Below are 14,959 nucleotides of genomic sequence, written 5' to 3' on the forward strand. Positions count from 1 at the left end.
GATGCGCCAGGGAGAAGGGGCCGAACCCATGACCGGCGCGGAGCCGCACCTGCTGGTGGTTGACGACGACGCCAGGCTGCGGAACCTGCTGCAGCGTTTCCTGGCGGAGCAGGGCTTCCGCGTGACCGCCGCCCAGGATGCCGCCGCCGCCCGCCAGGCGCTGCATTCCATGGCCTTCGACCTGCTTGTGCTGGACGTGATGATGCCAGGGGAATCGGGGCTGGAACTGACCGAAAGGCTGCGGCGGGATGGGCATGAGGTGCCGATCCTGATGCTGACCGCCGCCGGAGCGCCCGACGACCGCATCGCCGGATTTGAGCATGGCGCCGATGATTACCTCGCCAAGCCCTTCGACCCGCGCGAGCTGGCGCTGCGCATCCGCACCATCCTGAAGCGGGCCGCCCCGGCATTGCCGGCCAACCTGCCGCTGGCGCCAGTGCAGCTCGGCCAGCACTGGTTCGACCCCGAGCGCGGCGAGCTGCGCGGCCATGACGGCACGCAGCGCCTGACCGGCGGGGAGGCCGCCCTGCTGTCGGCGCTTGCCCGCCGCGCCGGGGAGGTTCTGACACGGGAGGAGATCGCCGCCGCGCTCGGCACGCCCGAGGCGGGGGAGCGCGCCATCGACGTGCAGGTGACCCGCCTGCGGCGCAAGATCGAGCCCGATCCGCGCGAGCCCCGCTTCCTGCAAACGGTGCGGCATCGCGGCTATGTGCTGCGGCCCGGCACATGAAGCCGATGCCGGGCCCGGTGCGTCCCCTTTTGCGCCGGCTGGCCTCGCCGTTCCGCGGGCTGCTGCCGCGCGGCCTCCTGGGGCGCGCCCTCCTGATCATCCTGCTGCCGCTGCTGATCCTGCAGGGCGTGGCGTTGCAGCTGTTCTATGGCGGCCATCTCGACGTCATCTCGCGCCGGCTGGCCGGTGGCGTGGCAGGTGATATCGGCATGGTGGCGGAATTGCTGGCCCGGCATCCCGCGGATGCGGACAAGGGCTGGATCTTCCGCGAGGCGGCCTGGCGGATGGACCTGTCGCTCGCCTTCGAACCGGGCGCCAGTATCGGGTCGCCCTCCATGCGGAGCGGCTGGCTGCCCATCCTGCCATTGGAGGAGGATCTCGCCCGGGCCTTGGAGGAACGGGTGCGGCTGCCCTACGACACGGACTGGGCGAGCGACCCCCGCTCGGTGATCATCCGCGTGCAGATGCCGGACGGTGTCCTGCATGTGGAGGCACCCCGCAAGCGGCTGTTCTTCGGCACGCTGTACCTGTTCTTCATCTGGCTGGTGGGTTCCTCGCTGCTGCTCTTCGCCATCGCGGCGCTGTTCATGAAGAACCAGGTGCGGGCGATCCGGCGCCTCGCCAGCGCGGCCGAGGCCTTCGGCACCGGCCGGGAGGTGGGCGCCATCAAGCCGGAAGGCGCGAGCGAGGTGCGCCAGGCGGCCGCCGCCTTCAACCAGATGCAGGGCCGCATCCGACGCTTCGTGACGCAGCGGACCGAGGTGCTGGCCGGCATCAGCCACGACCTGCGCACGCCGCTGACCCGCCTGCGCCTCGGCCTCGCCATGCTGCCGCCGGGCACGGAGGAGGACGCCGCGGCGATGACCGAAGACGTGGCGGAGATGGAGCGGATGATCGCCGCCTACCTGGCCTTCGCCCGCGGGGAAAGCACCGAGCAGGCCCAGCCGGCGGACCTGTCCGAGCTGGTGCGGGACCTGGCGGCGCGCGCCCGGAGGGATGGCGCCAGCGTTTCGGTGGACGCGCCCGGGCCGCTGGTGCTGCCGGTGCGGGCGGATGCGCTGCGCCGCTGCATCGGCAACCTGCTGGACAATGCAGGCCGGCATGCCGCGCGCATCGCTGTGGGGCTGGCCGAAAGCCCGCGCGAGGATGGCGGCCGCAATGCGGGACGGTGGGTGATGATTACGGTGGATGATGATGGGCCAGGCATCCCCGAGGTCTCGCGCGAGGATGCCTTCAAGCCCTTCACCAGCTTCTCGGCCGGCGGCACCGGGCTCGGGCTGGCCATCGCCCGCGACATCGCGCGAGCGCATGGTGGCGACATCGCCCTGGAGGGCAGCCCGCTGGGCGGGCTGCGGGCGAGGATCCGCCTTCCAGCCTGAGCCGGACCGGCCAGGTGGCCTTAGCTGCCCTGCTTGGCCATCAGCGACTTGACCTCGTCCATGGCTTCGGCGAAGCGGCGATTCAGCAGGCTGACCGCTTCCGCGTTGGATTTCTGGATCAGGTCAGCGATCTCCTGCATGTTGCCGACCGCGCGGCTGTAGCTGGCCTTCAGGAGCTCGGCCTGCTGCGTCGCCCGGTCCTGCGGGTTGGCGCCGGGCGACACGTTCTGCAACGCTTCCGTCATCTCGCCCATAGATTGCTGCAGGATTTCCATGTGGCGTCGGGCCACCGCCTGGGCCCCTTCCAGCGCCACCCGGTTGGCCGCCGACAGCGCCTCGAAATTGCGCCGCTGGGCGGCGGCGAGGGCTTCCATGTCGGGCATGGCGGGAAAGCGGAAATCGGCCAGCAGGCGCATCATATCCATCTCCGGCGGGAATTTCGGGCCGTCCGACATGGCATCCTCCTGATTTTCGTTGTGGCGGGACAGTGTAGTGGCCGGCGAACGCCCGCCGATAGTCCGGCCGGTATCCTGTCAATGCGCGACAGGCGTCTCCGTTGGCTCGTCCTGATGCAGCCGCAAGGTGCGCGCGGCCCGCTCCGCCTTGTCCAGCGCCCGGTCAAGCGCCGCCATGGTGGCGCCGAGGTCCAGGCTGTCATCCTGCTCCCAGGCCCGGAGTGTGGCGATCCATACCGCCGACAATCCGTTCACCCGCAGCACCCCGGCGGTGCCGCAGGCGTTGATCCGGGCCGCTTCCAGCATCCACGCCATGGACGCCGCCAGCACGGGCGCCAGCGCCAGGCCGAGCAGGGGGTCGGAGCGCATTTCCCGGCCGAACCGGATGATGCCCTGGCGGTGCGGCTGCAAGGCGTCCAGCCGGCGCATCAGCGTGTCGAACAGCCGGTCGCGCGGTGTGCCGCTGGCGGTGGCGACGGCATCCCGGAGCACCGCCTGGTCCACCAGGCGGGAATGCAGCCGCAACAGGTGGAACTTGGTGGGCAGGCGGCCGCGCAGCGCCGCGAGGTCCTGCCCGGCACGTTCCGCCAGTTCGGGAAAGGTGAAGCCGTTCCAGCCGCGCTCGGCCACCAATGGCCATAGCGCGTCCATCAGCGCGGCATCGTCACGGGAGGCATCGGCCGGCGGCGTGCCGCCAAGGTCATTGCTTTGGCTCATGCCTGAAGTTTAGGCCCGGCGCGGCGATCTGCCAGGGGGAAGGCGGCCGGCTTCCGGATTATCCGGCCAGTTCGCGCGACCGCCGGGTTGCCGCGGCGATGGCTTCGGACATGGCGCGCGGCCAGGCATCCGGCGCCATCAGCACCTTGAGCGCCTGTTCCGTGGTGCCCTTGGGGCTGGTCACGTTCCGCCGAAGCTGCGCGGTGTCCAGGTCGCTGGCCGCCAGCAAGGCGCCGGAGCCCGCCACCGTGCGCCGCGCCATGCGTCGCGCCAGATCGGGCGGCAGGCCCTGCTCGACCGCCGCTTGTTCCAGCAATTCGGCGAGCAGGAACACATAGGCGGGGCCACCGCCCGACACGGCCGTCACCGGGTCGATCAGCCCTTCATCCTCCACCCAGGCGACCTCGCCGATGGCGGTGAGCAGGGCGTCGGCCAGGTCGCGCTGTCCGGGCTCGACGCCAGGGCCGGCAAAGGCGCAGGTGAAGCCCTGGCGGACGGCGGCGGGGGTGTTCGGCATGGCCCGCACCACGCGTGCGGCGCCGCCAAGCATGGCGGCGACGCCGGTGGTGGTCTTTCCCGCCATGATGGACAGCACCAGCGCACCGGCCCCGGCCAGCGCTCCGAAGGCGGGCAGCGCGGCCTCGGCCTGCTGCGGCTTGGTTGCCAGCACGATGGCGGCCGGGTGGAAGCCGGATGGAAGCGTGGCAGCATCCGCGCAAACGGTGACGCGGCCGGAAAAAGGGCGGGTCGCTTCGGCATGCGGCTCCACCACCACGACCTCGCGCGCGCCGCGCTCCAGCCAGCCTTCCAGCATGGCGCCGCCCATCTTACCGCAGCCGACAAGCAGGAGCGGGGGCAGGGTTGCCTCCGCCGTGTCAGCCTGGCTCACGCCTCCCCCACGCAATCGAGCATGGCCGCCGCCAGCGCCTCGGCCGGTGGCTTGCCGCCCCAGAGGACGAACTGGAAGGCCGGAAAGAAGCGCTCGCACTCGGTGATGGCGATGTCCACCATGTCTTCCAGGCTTTCGGCGCTGGCGCCAGGGGCGCCGCGCAGCAGCACGGCATGGCGGTAAACCGGGGCGCCATCCTCGCTGTCGATGCCGAAATGGCCGATCCAGAGCTTTTCATTGGCGAGGGCCAGCAACTCGTAAAGCGGCCCGCGCTTCCCGGCCGGCACCTTCAGGTCGAAGGCGCAGGTGAAATGCATGGCGCTGATCTCGGAAGACCAGGAAAAGAACAACCCGTAGTCGCACCACTTGCCAGGGACTTCCACCGCCATCTCGCCATCGGAGCGGCGGTCGAACACCCATTCATTGGCGGCCACGATCTGCTCCAGCACGTCGAGCGGATTGGCGGAACGCTCGCGCTCGGCAATTTGCAGGCCGGACATCGCGGCACCTCCTTCCCTACGGGGGACAGAGCCACCCAGATCTTGGGTGTAGCCGAATGCCCCCACCACCAGTCCTGGCATATCGCGGGGGCAAATCCCACCGCAAGAGCCAAGGCCCGAGTCTGTCACAGGGCATGTGGCTTTTTAACCACGTTGTCGCATCCGCTGCGGAGGGCATGGGCGGGGGCGCGGCCGGGGGCTAGGCTGGCTGCCATGCCCACCGAATCCAGTCCGGCCGCCGCTGCCTTCAACCCCGCGCGTGAGCGCCTTGTCGGCCTGGCCTGCGCCATCGCGGTGGTGGCGATCTGGACCGGCTTTTCCTTGTCATCCCGCTTCGCCACGCATCAGGCGCTGACGCCGTGGGATGTGGCGGCGCTCCGTTACCTCGGCTCCTTTCCCCTGGGCCTGGCGCTCGGCGCCTGGACCGGCTGGCCGCGATTGCCGGTTGGGCGCAGCCTGGGGTTGATGGCGACGGCGGCCTTCGGCTTTCCGCTTTGCGCCTATGCGGGCTTCCAGCTCGCCCCGGCGGCGCATGGCGTCGTGTTCCTGACCGGCACCTTGCCCTTCATGGCCGCGCTGCTCGGCCTGTTGTTCCTGCGGGAGCCGTTTCCGCCGCGCCGCTGGATCTCCCTCGGCATTGTGGCCCTGGGCATCCTGCTGCTGGCGGCCGGCAGCGTGGAAGCCGCGCCGGGTGCCTGGCGCGGCGACCTGCTGTTTCTGCTGGGCAGCCTGTCCTGGGCGGGCTTCACCGTGATGCTGCGGCTCTGGCAGGTGCCGGCAGCGGCGGCCACGGTGGTGCTGGCGGTGTATCCGCCCCTGCTTTACCTGCCCGTCTGGTGGCTGGCCCTGCCATCCAGCATGGCTGCCGCTTCCACCGGCGCCATCCTGCACCAGCTGATCTATCAGGGCGTGCTGGCCATGGTGGTGGCCGGCTTCCTGTTCGCCCGCGCGGTGAACGCCCTGGGCAGCGCCCAGACCACCACCATCACCGCCCTGACCCCGGCCATGGTCACCCTGGCGGCCGGCCCGGTGCTGGGGGAATGGCTGGGATGGGGCGGGATGCTGGGGGCGCTGCTGGTGTCGCTCGGCATGGCCTTCGGGGTCGCCGCGCCATGGCGGCGGGTGCCGGCGGTGGTGGACGCTCCGGCTCCACGGGGCTAGGAGGCCGGGCGGAGCGGCGCCTGGCGCGCTTCCTGTCACTGGACTCCCCTTTGTCACTGGAATGGTGAGCGACCGGCCATGAGCGGCGATCCCGACGAGACCATCTTCGCGCCCCAGGGCGGCTTCCAGGTGCAACTGCGCGACCTGTCGGGCGCCAATGGCTCCGAGCCGCTGGAAACGGTGCGCGGCTTCCCGACGCTGGTGCAGGCCAACGCCTTCGCCCGCCGCTATGTGCGGGACAGCCTGGAGCGCTGCCGCGCGCCGCGCCTGGCGCCGGAGGAGGTGCTCAACGCCTGGTTCGCCTTTGGCGAGGATGCCGAGGTTGTCGGGCCGGATGGCGCGGCGGTGGAGCAGGGCTGGCGCAGCGCCAACGAGATCCGCGACTTCGCCGACCGCCCTTGCCGCGACGGGGAGGAGCGCAACTGGCGGGTCCTCGATCCCCGGCGCCAGGAGGATGACGACGAGGAGGAAGAAGACGGCGCCGTTGATCCGGAGGATGCGGCATGAGGCTCCGCTTCGCGCCTAGCCCCACCGGCTACCTGCATGTCGGCAATGCGCGTGTCGCGGTGGCCAACTGGCTGATCGCCCGCCGTCATGGCGGCCGCTTCATCCTGCGCTTCGACGACACCGACGCTGCCCGCTCCCGCGCTGAGTTCGCTGAAGGGATCGAGGAGGATCTGCGCTGGCTGGGCCTCGACTGGGATGAAAGCTTCAAACAGTCGGACCGGCTGGAGCGCTACGAGGCCGCGGCTGAGAAATTGAAGAAAAGCGGCCACTTATATCCCTGCCTTGAGAGCGAGGAGGAGCTTCGCTTCAAGCGCGAGCAGCGCCAGAAGCAGGGCCGCCCGCCGGTCTATGACCGCGCGGCCCTGAAGATGACGCCAGAGCAGCTGCAGCGCGCCCTCGACAATGGCAAGCAGCCCTATTGGCGCTTCAAGCTTTCGACGCGAACGGTGGAATGGCAGGATGGCGTGCTGGGGCGCCGGCAGGTGAAGCTGCCGCCCATCTCCGACCCGGTGCTGATCCGCGCCGACGGCTCCTTCCTGTACACCTTCACCTCGGTGGTGGACGACCTGGAAACCGGCATCACCGACATTGTCCGGGGCGAGGACCACGTCACCAACACCGGCGTGCAGATCGACATCCTGGAGGCCCTGGGCGGCCGGCCCCAGGGGCGGCCCGGCGCGATCCGCTTCGCCCACCTTCCGCTGCTGACCGACGCCGATGGCGGGCAGTTGTCCAAGCGCCTCGGCTCCATGGGGCTGCGGCAATTGCGGCGGGACGGGATCGAGCCGGCGGCGCTGGTCGGCTACCTGTCGGCACTCGGCTCCTCGCGCGATCCGGCGGCGGCGACCCCGGCCGAGCTGGCGCCGGTCTACGACCTGGGCCATGTGTCGCGCAGCGCCGCGCGCTTCGATCCGGCGCAACTGCTCGGGCTGAACCGCCGCTATCTGCACGGGCTGGATTTCGCCACGGTGCGCGACCGCCTGCCGGAAGGGGCCGACGAGGCGTTCTGGCTGTCCGTGCGCGGCAACCTGGATCTGCTGGCCGAGGCGCGGGACTGGTGGGACATCGCCCGCGGCGACATCACCGTGGCGCCGCAGCCGGAGGATGCCGGGTTCCTGCGCGCCGCGCTGGACGCCCTGCCGCCCGAGCCCTGGGGCGAGGAAAGCTGGAATGCCTGGGTCAAGCCGCTTGGTGCCGCCACCGGCCGCAAGGGCAAGGCCTTGTTCCTGCCCCTGCGCCTGGCCCTGACCGGCGAGGATCACGGCCCGGAGATGCGCCTGTTCCTGCCGCAGATCGGCCGGGCCCGCGCGGCGGACAGGCTGGCCCGCGCCGCCGGCGCATGAGCGAACTGGCCGTCATCGGCGCCTCCGGACGCTCCGGCGCGGCCCTTTGCCGGGCGCTGGCGGCGCGGGGCCGCCACTACATTCCCGTGCTGCGTCGGCCCGAGGCCTGGGCGGCGCAGGGCCTACCCGGCGTCCCGCGCCTGGCCGACCTTCAGGACGGCGCGGCCCTGCGGCGCGCCCTGGCAGGCGCTTCCCGCGTGGTGTCCTGCGCCCATGCACGCTGGGCGCCCGCCATCCTGGACGCCGCCGAGCCGGGCGCGATGCTGGTGCTGATGGGATCGACCCGCCGCTTTTCCCGCTGGCCGGACGCGCATGGTGATGGGGTGCGGGCCGGGGAAGCGGCGTTCCTGGGCGGCGGCCATCCCGGCGTGATGCTGCACCCGACCATGATCTATGGCGCTGAGGGCGAGAACAACGTGCAGCGGCTCGCCGCGCTGATGCGGCGCCTGCCGGTGGCGCCGCTGCCCGGTGGCGGTCAAGCGCTGGTGCAGCCGATCCACCAGGACGATGTCACCGCGTCGCTGCTGGCCGCGCTCGACCTGGACTGGAGGGAGCCCGAGACCATGGTCGTGGCCGGGCCGGAAGCCCTGCGCTATCGCGATTTCCTGGCCGCCGTCGCGCGGGCGGCCGGGCTGCGGGCGCCTCCGGTGCTGCCGGTGCCCGCCGGGCCCTTGCGCCTGCTGGCGCCGCTGACCCGCTGGCTGCCGGGCCTGCCCACCATCGGCGCCGATGAGATCCGCCGGCTGACGGAAGACAAGGCCTTCGACATCGCCCCCATGCGCCAGCGCCTGGGCGTGGCGCCGAGACCGCTGGAGCAGGGGCTGGCCGCGACGTTCGGGCAGGGTTGAAGGTGAGGGGCCGGGCGCCGCGCTCCCCGCCACCGCGCAACCAGGCCCGCCACGAGCCTGTTTCAGGGGGAACGCCAGCGCTCCGCCGCCGCGTCATCCTCGGCCCTGGCTTCCACCCAGCGCCCGGTGCCGTCAGGAAATTCCTCGCGCTTCCAGAACGGGGCGCGGGTCTTCAGCCAGTCGATCAGGAAAGCGCAGGATTCTAGGGCCGCCTGGCGATGCGCGCTGGCGGTCATCACCAGCACGATCGGCTCCCCGGGCAGGATGCGGCCCACGCGGTGGATCACGGTGCAGCCGGTGAGCGGCCAGCGCCGTTCCGCCTCGGCGGCGATCTCGGCCAGGGCACGCTCCGTCATGCCGGGGTAATGCTCCAGCACCAGCGCGGCCAGCCCGTCATCCGCGCGGCAAAGACCCGTGAAGGCGGCGACGCCGCCAATATCGGCGCGGCCCGCCGTCAGCGCCACCTGCTCGGCCTGAGGGTCGAAGACGTCCTCCTGCACCCTGATCGTGGCCATGGCGTCAGCCCCCGGTCACGGGCGGGAAGAAGGCGACCTCATCCCCGGGCCGCACCGGATGGTCCGGCTGGCAGAAGACATGGTTCACCGCGGCCCGGACATGGGCGGGCTGCACGAAGGCCTGCGCATGACCCGGCGAGCGGGTGGCGAGCCAGCGCATCAGGGAAGCGATGTCCTTGACCTCGGCCGGCGGCGAGATGTCTTCCTGGCTGTGGCCGATCTTGTGGCGGACCCACGCGAAATACAGAACCCGCATGCCGTTCATCGTGGCACCGGCACCTGCTGCACCCGCCCGTCCGCATCCATGAGGATCATGGTGTTGCCCTGCTGGATCGCGGTGCCGCTGCGGCCATTCGGGCCGGAATAGGTGGAATAGCCCTGGTTGCCCCCGGTGGTGACAACGCTTCCATCCGGTGTCGGGATCACCCGCCCGGGGCGGCTGAAATCCTGGCTCTGCGGCAGCGGGGACAGGGACGGCGGTGGGCTCTGCGGCCGGCCGGAGAAATCATCATTGGTGCGGCGGTCAAGCAGGTCCGGAGGGGTCGAGCTGCCGCGGGGGATCGGGCGGTTGGCGGGCGGCGGGTTGTCAGGGCTTTGCCGGTCCATCAGGTCGGGGCTGCCCAGGGTGGCGCGCGGCGATTCGAGTTCCGCGGCCGGCCAGACATTGCCCTCGGCCGGCAGCAGGGGCCGCACCTCGGCCGCCCGGCCCTGGATTCGCTGCACCGTCAGGCTGTCCGGCGGTTCCTCGGAGCGCGGCCCGGTCAGGGCGGAGGCACAGGCGCCCAGCGCCAGCAGCGCGGCAATCCCTGCCGCCCGCTGCATGCGACAGGGCAGGGTGCTTTGGTGAAACCGGCTCATGGCGATGCTCCCGCGTGTGGCTGCATCCAAGATGCGGCCGGCTCAGCCATGGCTCAAGGGCTGGAAAGCGTCTTGGGGGAGGGATCGGCGGAACGGGCGGTGTCCTGCGCTTCGGCATGGCGGAGGCCGGCTGTCAGATAGTCCCAGCCCGTCACCAGCGTCAGCGCGGCGGCGAGCCACAGCAGCAGCTCCCCAAGGGCGCCGATCGGCAGGATCGACAGGCCCAGCGCGGCGGCGCCGGTATCGCCCGCCAGCAGCACGCCGAGCGCCGTCATCTGCACGCCGGTCTTCCACTTCGCCAGGCGCGTCACCGGCAGGCCCACGGCGAGGCTGGCCAGGTATTCGCGCAGGCCGGAAACCAGGATCTCGCGCAGCAGGATGACGATGGCGGGCAGCAGGCCCCACAAGGAAAGCCGCCCCAGCCCGGCCAGCAGCATCAGCGCCGCGCCCACCAGGAGCTTGTCGGCGATCGGGTCCAGCATGCGGCCGAAGGCGGAAACCAGCTTGCGGTCGCGCGCGATCTTGCCATCGAAATAATCGGTGATCGCGGCGGCCGAGAACAGCGCGCAGGCCGCCACGTCCCCCCAGGGCAGTTGCAGCATGGCCAGCACCACCAGCAGCGGCACGGCTGCGATGCGGGACAGGGTCAGGAGGTTGGGCAGGTCAGTTGGCAATGCGGCTTCTTCCCGGCGGCGGGATCAACCCTTTCCCAAATTACCTCCGCCGACGCCAGGGTGGAAATGCTCATGGATGCGCGCGGCCATGGAAGGACCAATGCCCGGGCAGTTGCGCAGATCCTCCAACCCCGCCTGCCGCACGCCCCGGGCAGAGCCGAAATGGTGCAGCAGGCGCCGCTTGATGGCCGAGCCGACGCCGGGAATCTCATCCAGCTCCGAGCGGGTGATGGCCTTCGAGCGGCCGGCCCGGTGGGTGGTGATGGCGAAGCGGTGCGCCTCGTCGCGCAGCCGCTGGAGGTAGTACAGGACGGGATCGCGCGGCGGCAGCTGGAAGGGCTCGGCGCCGGCGCGATGGAACCATTCCCGGCCGGCATCGCGGTCGGGCCCCTTGGCCACCGCCACCAGCGGCAGGTCGCCAAGGCCGAGTTCCGCCATCACCTCCCGTGCGGCGGAAAGCTGGCCGGCGCCGCCATCGATCAGCACCAGATCCGGCCAGCCTTCCTTTTGCCGTTCGGGATCTTCCTTCAGGGCGCGGCCGAAACGCCGTTCGAAAACCTCCCGCATCATGGCGAAATCGTCGCCGCCGCCGCTCGCCACGCGGTTGCCACCGCCAGCGCGCCGGGTTTCCCGCAGGCCACCCGGAACCTCGGCTGCGATGGAGGGCGGGATTAGCGTTGCGCCGGCACCGGCTGCGGCTGCGGCCGGCTCGGACGCGGCACCGTGCGCGCCGGCGCCCTGGATGGCGTATTTGCGGTAGGCGTTCTTCGTGAAGCCTTCCGGCCCGGCCACCACCATGACGCCATAGGCATGGCTGCCCTGGATGTGGCTGTTGTCATAGACCTCGATCCGCCGCGGCGGCTCCGGGAGGTCGAACAGCTGCGCCACGCCTTCCAGCAGCGCCGCCTGGGCCGTTCCTTCCGCCAGGCGGCGCTCCAGCGCCTCGCGGGCATTGGTGGCGGCGTGGTCGATGGCGGAGCGCTTCTCGCCACGCTGCGGACGGTGCAACTCCACCTTCCGGCCGGCCTTCAGGCTCAGCGCTTCGGCGATCAGCCCGGCATCGGGAAGGTCGTGGGACAGCAGAACCAGTGGCGGCGGCGGCAGGTCGTCGTAAAGCTGGGTGAGAAAGGCCGAAAGCACTTCCTCCGCCGCCGCATCATCCTTGAGATGCGACGGAAAGAAGGACCGGTTGCCATTGTTGCGGCCGCCCCGGAAGAAAAACACCTGCACGCAGGACTGCCCGGCGATCTGGTGCAGCGCGACGACATCGGCATCGCCGACGCCTTCCAGGTTGATGCTGTTCTGGCCCTGGATATGGGTCAGCCCGCGGATGCGGTCGCGGATGGCGGCGGCGCGCTCGAATTCCAGCGCCATGGAGGCTTCCTCCATCTCCCGCGCCAGGCGCTTCTGGATGGTGGGCGTCTCGCCGGACAGGAACTTCTTGGCGTCCTTGACCAGCCCGGCATAGTCCTCGCGGCTGATGCGCTCGACGCAGGGGGCCGAGCAGCGCTTGATCTGGTGCAGCAGGCAGGGACGGTCCCGGCTCTCGAACACCGTGTCGCGGCAGGACCGGAGCAGGAACACCTTCTCCAGCGCCGTGATGGTCTGGTTCACCGCCCAGGCGCTGGCGAAAGGCCCCCAATAGCTGGCGCCCTTGCGCCGCTCGCCGCGATGCTTGCCGATCTGGGGGAAGTCGTGATCCTCCGTCAGCACAAGCCAGGGATAGGATTTGTCGTCGCGCAGGACGATGTTGAAGCGGGGCCGGAGCTTCTTGATCAGGTTGGCTTCCAGCAGCAGGGCCTCGGCCTCGCTGCCGGTGGTGATGATCTCCATCCGCCGGGTCGCATGCACCATACGCCGCAGCCGCTCCGGCAGGCGGGCGATCTGGGTATAGGACACGACCCGTTTCTTCAGGCTGCGCGCCTTGCCGACATAGAGGGCGTCACCCTTCGTATCGAGCATGCGGTACACGCCCGGCGCGAAGGGCATGGTGGCAAGCGCTGCCTCGATCACCGCGACGCCTTCCATGACAGGGCTCGGGTCAGTGGCGGCGGGCGCGGCGTCTTCGGTCATGCGGAGGGATCAACCATGCCGCATCGACCATCTCAAGCGCTGGCTTGGGCAGATGGCGGGCGGCGCAGGCGTTGTCCACCGAAGCTGTGGATAACCTTGTGGATGACGCGGGGAGTAACTCCGCTAAATCGCTGTCATACAGGGTTTACGTCATCTTGCCCAAGCCTTGGGCAAATTTCTAAGTAATTGATATATCTCGATATGACGCCATAATGCTTGTGGAAACAACGTCAAGATCAACAATCCGGTTGACGCTGCGGTGCTGCTCTGGAGTGGCATGAAGCGGTGGATGATTTCCGGCTCTCATCCCAAATCAAGCATCACGAATGCGTGATAATAAATCTGTAGCTTGACGCTTTCCATTTGGTCCGAGGTGGAGCCAGGGCCGCAACGAAGATGCCGCTGCCCGTTCTGCCTTATGAAGAATGTGGCACAGAGCCCTGGATGACATGTAACTTGGACCACGCCATTTCGGCCGCGCCACATGGAAACACGGCTTCCGATATTGGTCAGCAGTCATGCGCAAAAAGCCTATCTGATATGCATCTCTGGAATGCCTGACATGACTACCGCAATCGTGTTGAAGGTGAACCTCGCCACGCACAGGGCCATGGCGGGGCGCCTGCGAGCCATGCCTCCAGGCGAGATGCTGAAACAACGGGCAGGCGGAGCTTCCAGGCTCACATGGCGCAGCGGGTCACCGTGACCCCAACCCCGGCAGCATCCGCGAGGATGTCCGGCTTTTCCACGGTGACCTCTACCTGCCGGATGCGCGGATCGCTTTCCAGCAGCCTGGCAGCAATGCGCTCGGCCAGGGTTTCCGCCAGCGCGGTATGTCCCCTGGTCGCCTCCTGCCGGGCGAGTTCCGCGGCCGCGGCGTAATCCACCACCCGGTCCAGCCGGTCAGCGCCGATGCCGCCGGCGGAGTCGCCCTCGGTGACAAGCAGTTCCAGATCAATGAAAACCCGCTGGGCAAGCTGCTGTTCCTGCGGATAGATGCCCAGGCGGGCCGCCACGGACAGGCGGCGGATGAAGACCCGCCGCAAGCCTGCCTCGCTTCCGGAATGCGGCATCAGGGGGCCTCCTGGCGGCGTTGCGGCGACCATTGCAGATGCTGCCCGCCATCCAGGGCGATCATTTGGCCGGTCATGGCCGGCAGGGACAGAATGGCCATGACGGCGCGCGCCACCTCCTCCGGGCTGGTGCCACGGCCTAAGGGCGTGGAAGCGGCCTGCGCCGCGAATTGGCTGGCAGTCTGGCCTGGGCTGGGCAAGGCGGGTCCCGGCCCGATGCCGTTGACGCGGATCCGGGGAGCGAGTGCCAAGGCGAGGCTCTGTGTCAGGGCCCACAATCCCGCCTTGGAGACGCTGTAGCTGACGAAATGCGGCGTCAGCGACCAGACGCGCTGGTCCAGCATGTTGATCACCACGCCCTGGGCGTCCGGCGGCAAGGCCTGGGCCATGGCCTGGGTCAGCACGAAGGGGGCGCGGAGATTGGGCTCCAGGTGATGATCCCAGCTGGCGCGGCTGGCGTCGTGCCACTCATCCCGCCTGAAGGTGGCAGCGTTGTTCACCAGCACTCCCACCGAGCCCAGCGCCGAGATCGCCTCGGGAACCAGGCACCCGGTCTCGGCCTCCTGCTCCAAATCGGCCTGCAGGACGGCCGCGCGGCGGCCGAGTTGGCGAACCTCCTCCGCCACAATCTCGGCCTCGGCGGCGCTGTGCCCATGATGCAGGGCGAGGTCGAAGCCGGCGGCGGCCAGTTCAAGAGCGATGGCTCGGCCGAGCCGGCGCGAGGCTCCGGTGACCAGTGCCGTCCGGGGGACGGATAAAGGGATCTGCGACTCCATGGCCCGAATGGTGTGTTCCGTGATCCACCGCGTCCAGTGGCGCCGGCATCGGCCGTGGTCCCTGGGCAGGGCTGGGCCTCGGCCTATCTACGGTTCCATGGAACGACCTTGCATCAAGATCTGCCGCTACGAGGACTGCACCGGCTGGTGCCTGGGCTGCGGCATGACGAAGCCCGAAAAGAAAAGCTGGAAGAAGGTCCCGGAATACCGGGGAGCCATCCTGGCCGCCCTGACCCCAAGGTTGGAGGCGCTGGCCGCAACAGGCCATGCCGTGGGGCATTCGGCAGGCAAAAAGAAGTCGGCGGTCTGAGGGTTAACACTATCTTTTGATCAAGACTTTAGGCACAATCTCGTGAGGGGCAGGGCTTCGCGATCAAGGCCTCGGTTCGCTGCGCCCCCGGCGGCAACCGGACACCACCTCAGCGCCGGCAGAAACGACGCTTTCATCCGTGGACCTCGCA

At 69.7% G+C, this 14,959-nt stretch carries 18 protein-coding genes; 7 read left to right on the forward strand and 11 right to left on the reverse strand.

From position 1 onward, the window contains the following. Nucleotides 1-28: 28 nt before the first annotated feature. Both F0Q34_RS15735 and F0Q34_RS15740 read left to right on the forward strand, forming a co-directional pair. Nucleotides 29-730: a response regulator gene (locus tag F0Q34_RS15735; RefSeq protein ID WP_149813193.1), complete on the forward strand. Its 702-nt coding sequence runs from the start codon at nt 29-31 to the stop codon at nt 728-730. After that, a complete protein-coding gene (locus tag F0Q34_RS15740) occupies nt 727-2,109 on the forward strand; it encodes an ATP-binding protein (RefSeq protein WP_149813194.1) in 1,383 nt (460 codons plus the stop codon). Before F0Q34_RS15735 ends, F0Q34_RS15740 begins: the two co-directional genes overlap by 4 nt. Nucleotides 2,110-2,129: 20 nt before the next feature. On the opposite strand, the gene F0Q34_RS15745 is transcribed toward F0Q34_RS15740, so the two are convergent. The 4 genes from F0Q34_RS15745 to F0Q34_RS15760 all read right to left on the reverse strand — a co-directional run bounded on the left by F0Q34_RS15745 (nt 2,130) and on the right by F0Q34_RS15760 (nt 4,670). Next, on the reverse strand, nt 2,130-2,564 hold the full coding sequence (locus F0Q34_RS15745) for a phasin family protein (RefSeq protein WP_149813195.1): 435 nt from the start codon (nt 2,562-2,564) through the stop codon (nt 2,130-2,132). A 78-nt stretch (nt 2,565-2,642) separates the two neighbouring features. Beyond that, nucleotides 2,643-3,281 carry a TetR family transcriptional regulator gene (locus F0Q34_RS15750; protein WP_149813196.1) on the reverse strand — a complete coding sequence of 213 codons (639 nt, stop codon included), beginning with the start codon at nt 3,279-3,281 and terminating at the stop codon, nt 2,643-2,645. A 58-nt stretch (nt 3,282-3,339) separates the two neighbouring features. Then, nucleotides 3,340-4,170 carry a pyrroline-5-carboxylate reductase gene (gene proC / locus F0Q34_RS15755; RefSeq protein WP_277755286.1) on the reverse strand — a complete coding sequence of 277 codons (831 nt, stop codon included), beginning with the start codon at nt 4,168-4,170 and terminating at the stop codon, nt 3,340-3,342. Beyond that, the gene (locus F0Q34_RS15760) at nt 4,167-4,670 is read right to left on the reverse strand and encodes a type III secretion system chaperone family protein (protein WP_149813197.1); all 504 of its coding nucleotides are present in this window, start codon (nt 4,668-4,670) and stop codon (nt 4,167-4,169) included. The genes proC and F0Q34_RS15760 overlap by 4 nt, the downstream gene beginning before the upstream one ends. Before the next feature lie 213 nt (nt 4,671-4,883). On the opposite strand from F0Q34_RS15760, the gene F0Q34_RS15765 reads away from it, so the two are divergent. The 4 genes from F0Q34_RS15765 (at nt 4,884) to F0Q34_RS15780 (ending at nt 8,529) form a co-directional block, all read left to right on the forward strand. Further along, nucleotides 4,884-5,831 (forward strand): DMT family transporter, encoded by a 948-nt coding sequence (locus F0Q34_RS15765; RefSeq protein WP_149813198.1) that lies wholly within the window; start codon nt 4,884-4,886, stop codon nt 5,829-5,831. Nucleotides 5,832-5,909: 78 nt separating this feature from the next. Then, nucleotides 5,910-6,338, forward strand: coding sequence for a hypothetical protein (locus F0Q34_RS15770; RefSeq protein WP_149813199.1), 429 nt, complete (start codon nt 5,910-5,912; stop codon nt 6,336-6,338). Further along, nucleotides 6,335-7,681, forward strand: coding sequence for a glutamate--tRNA ligase (gene gltX / locus F0Q34_RS15775; protein ID WP_149813200.1), 1,347 nt, complete (start codon nt 6,335-6,337; stop codon nt 7,679-7,681). Before F0Q34_RS15770 ends, gltX begins: the two co-directional genes overlap by 4 nt. Next, a complete protein-coding gene (locus F0Q34_RS15780) occupies nt 7,678-8,529 on the forward strand; it encodes an NAD(P)H-binding protein (protein ID WP_149813201.1) in 852 nt (283 codons plus the stop codon). The genes gltX and F0Q34_RS15780 overlap by 4 nt, the downstream gene beginning before the upstream one ends. A gap of 62 nt (nt 8,530-8,591) precedes the next feature. On the opposite strand, the gene F0Q34_RS15785 is transcribed toward F0Q34_RS15780, so the two are convergent. The 7 genes from F0Q34_RS15785 to F0Q34_RS15815 all read right to left on the reverse strand — a co-directional run bounded on the left by F0Q34_RS15785 (nt 8,592) and on the right by F0Q34_RS15815 (nt 14,498). Beyond that, entirely contained in the window at nt 8,592-9,044 is a 453-nt protein-coding gene (locus F0Q34_RS15785; RefSeq protein WP_149813202.1) for a molybdenum cofactor biosynthesis protein MoaE, read from the reverse strand. A 4-nt stretch (nt 9,045-9,048) separates the two neighbouring features. Next, entirely contained in the window at nt 9,049-9,309 is a 261-nt protein-coding gene (gene moaD / locus F0Q34_RS15790) for a molybdopterin converting factor subunit 1 (protein WP_456316247.1), read from the reverse strand. Next, on the reverse strand, nt 9,306-9,902 hold the full coding sequence (locus F0Q34_RS15795; protein ID WP_149813203.1) for a hypothetical protein: 597 nt from the start codon (nt 9,900-9,902) through the stop codon (nt 9,306-9,308). Before F0Q34_RS15795 ends, moaD begins: the two co-directional genes overlap by 4 nt. Nucleotides 9,903-9,955: 53 nt before the next feature. Continuing rightward, a complete protein-coding gene (pgsA, locus tag F0Q34_RS15800) occupies nt 9,956-10,576 on the reverse strand; it encodes a CDP-diacylglycerol--glycerol-3-phosphate 3-phosphatidyltransferase (protein ID WP_149813204.1) in 621 nt (206 codons plus the stop codon). Between the two features lie 24 nt (nt 10,577-10,600). Next, nucleotides 10,601-12,649, reverse strand: a complete 2,049-nt coding sequence (gene uvrC / locus F0Q34_RS15805; protein WP_174242062.1) for an excinuclease ABC subunit UvrC — start codon at nt 12,647-12,649, stop codon at nt 10,601-10,603. 680 nt (nt 12,650-13,329) lie between these two features. Continuing rightward, nucleotides 13,330-13,722 (reverse strand): dihydroneopterin aldolase, encoded by a 393-nt coding sequence (gene folB / locus F0Q34_RS15810; protein WP_241665520.1) that lies wholly within the window; start codon nt 13,720-13,722, stop codon nt 13,330-13,332. Next, nucleotides 13,722-14,498, reverse strand: a complete 777-nt coding sequence (locus F0Q34_RS15815; protein WP_149813206.1) for an SDR family oxidoreductase — start codon at nt 14,496-14,498, stop codon at nt 13,722-13,724. The genes folB and F0Q34_RS15815 overlap by 1 nt, the downstream gene beginning before the upstream one ends. Nucleotides 14,499-14,595: 97 nt before the next feature. Between F0Q34_RS15815 and F0Q34_RS22365 the strand changes: the two genes are divergently transcribed. Then, on the forward strand, nt 14,596-14,808 hold the full coding sequence (locus F0Q34_RS22365) for a DUF1289 domain-containing protein (protein WP_277755289.1): 213 nt from the start codon (nt 14,596-14,598) through the stop codon (nt 14,806-14,808). Nucleotides 14,809-14,959: the final 151 nt, after the last annotated feature.

It is taken from the genome of Teichococcus oryzae (assembly GCF_008386565.1).
GTDB lineage: Bacteria > Pseudomonadota > Alphaproteobacteria > Acetobacterales > Acetobacteraceae > Pseudoroseomonas > Pseudoroseomonas oryzae.

Excerpts from the sequence above, each read along its gene's own strand:
- F0Q34_RS15735 (WP_149813193.1), top strand. The coding sequence starts at position 29 with ATGACCGGCGCGGAGCCGCACCTGCTGGTGGTTGACGACGACGCCAGG.
- F0Q34_RS15740 (WP_149813194.1), top strand. The coding sequence starts at position 727 with ATGAAGCCGATGCCGGGCCCGGTGCGTCCCCTTTTGCGCCGGCTGGCC.
- F0Q34_RS15745 (WP_149813195.1), bottom strand. The coding sequence starts at position 2,564 with ATGTCGGACGGCCCGAAATTCCCGCCGGAGATGGATATGATGCGCCTG.
- F0Q34_RS15750 (WP_149813196.1), bottom strand. The coding sequence starts at position 3,281 with ATGAGCCAAAGCAATGACCTTGGCGGCACGCCGCCGGCCGATGCCTCC.
- F0Q34_RS15760 (WP_149813197.1), bottom strand. The coding sequence starts at position 4,670 with ATGTCCGGCCTGCAAATTGCCGAGCGCGAGCGTTCCGCCAATCCGCTC.
- F0Q34_RS15765 (WP_149813198.1), top strand. The coding sequence starts at position 4,884 with ATGCCCACCGAATCCAGTCCGGCCGCCGCTGCCTTCAACCCCGCGCGT.
- F0Q34_RS15770 (WP_149813199.1), top strand. The coding sequence starts at position 5,910 with ATGAGCGGCGATCCCGACGAGACCATCTTCGCGCCCCAGGGCGGCTTC.
- gltX (WP_149813200.1), top strand. The coding sequence starts at position 6,335 with ATGAGGCTCCGCTTCGCGCCTAGCCCCACCGGCTACCTGCATGTCGGC.
- F0Q34_RS15780 (WP_149813201.1), top strand. The coding sequence starts at position 7,678 with ATGAGCGAACTGGCCGTCATCGGCGCCTCCGGACGCTCCGGCGCGGCC.
- F0Q34_RS15785 (WP_149813202.1), bottom strand. The coding sequence starts at position 9,044 with ATGGCCACGATCAGGGTGCAGGAGGACGTCTTCGACCCTCAGGCCGAG.
- moaD (WP_456316247.1), bottom strand. The coding sequence starts at position 9,309 with ATGAACGGCATGCGGGTTCTGTATTTCGCGTGGGTCCGCCACAAGATC.
- F0Q34_RS15795 (WP_149813203.1), bottom strand. The coding sequence starts at position 9,902 with ATGAGCCGGTTTCACCAAAGCACCCTGCCCTGTCGCATGCAGCGGGCG.
- uvrC (WP_174242062.1), bottom strand. The coding sequence starts at position 12,649 with ATGACCGAAGACGCCGCGCCCGCCGCCACTGACCCGAGCCCTGTCATG.
- folB (WP_241665520.1), bottom strand. The coding sequence starts at position 13,722 with ATGCCGCATTCCGGAAGCGAGGCAGGCTTGCGGCGGGTCTTCATCCGC.
- F0Q34_RS15815 (WP_149813206.1), bottom strand. The coding sequence starts at position 14,498 with ATGGAGTCGCAGATCCCTTTATCCGTCCCCCGGACGGCACTGGTCACC.
- F0Q34_RS22365 (WP_277755289.1), top strand. The coding sequence starts at position 14,596 with ATGGAACGACCTTGCATCAAGATCTGCCGCTACGAGGACTGCACCGGC.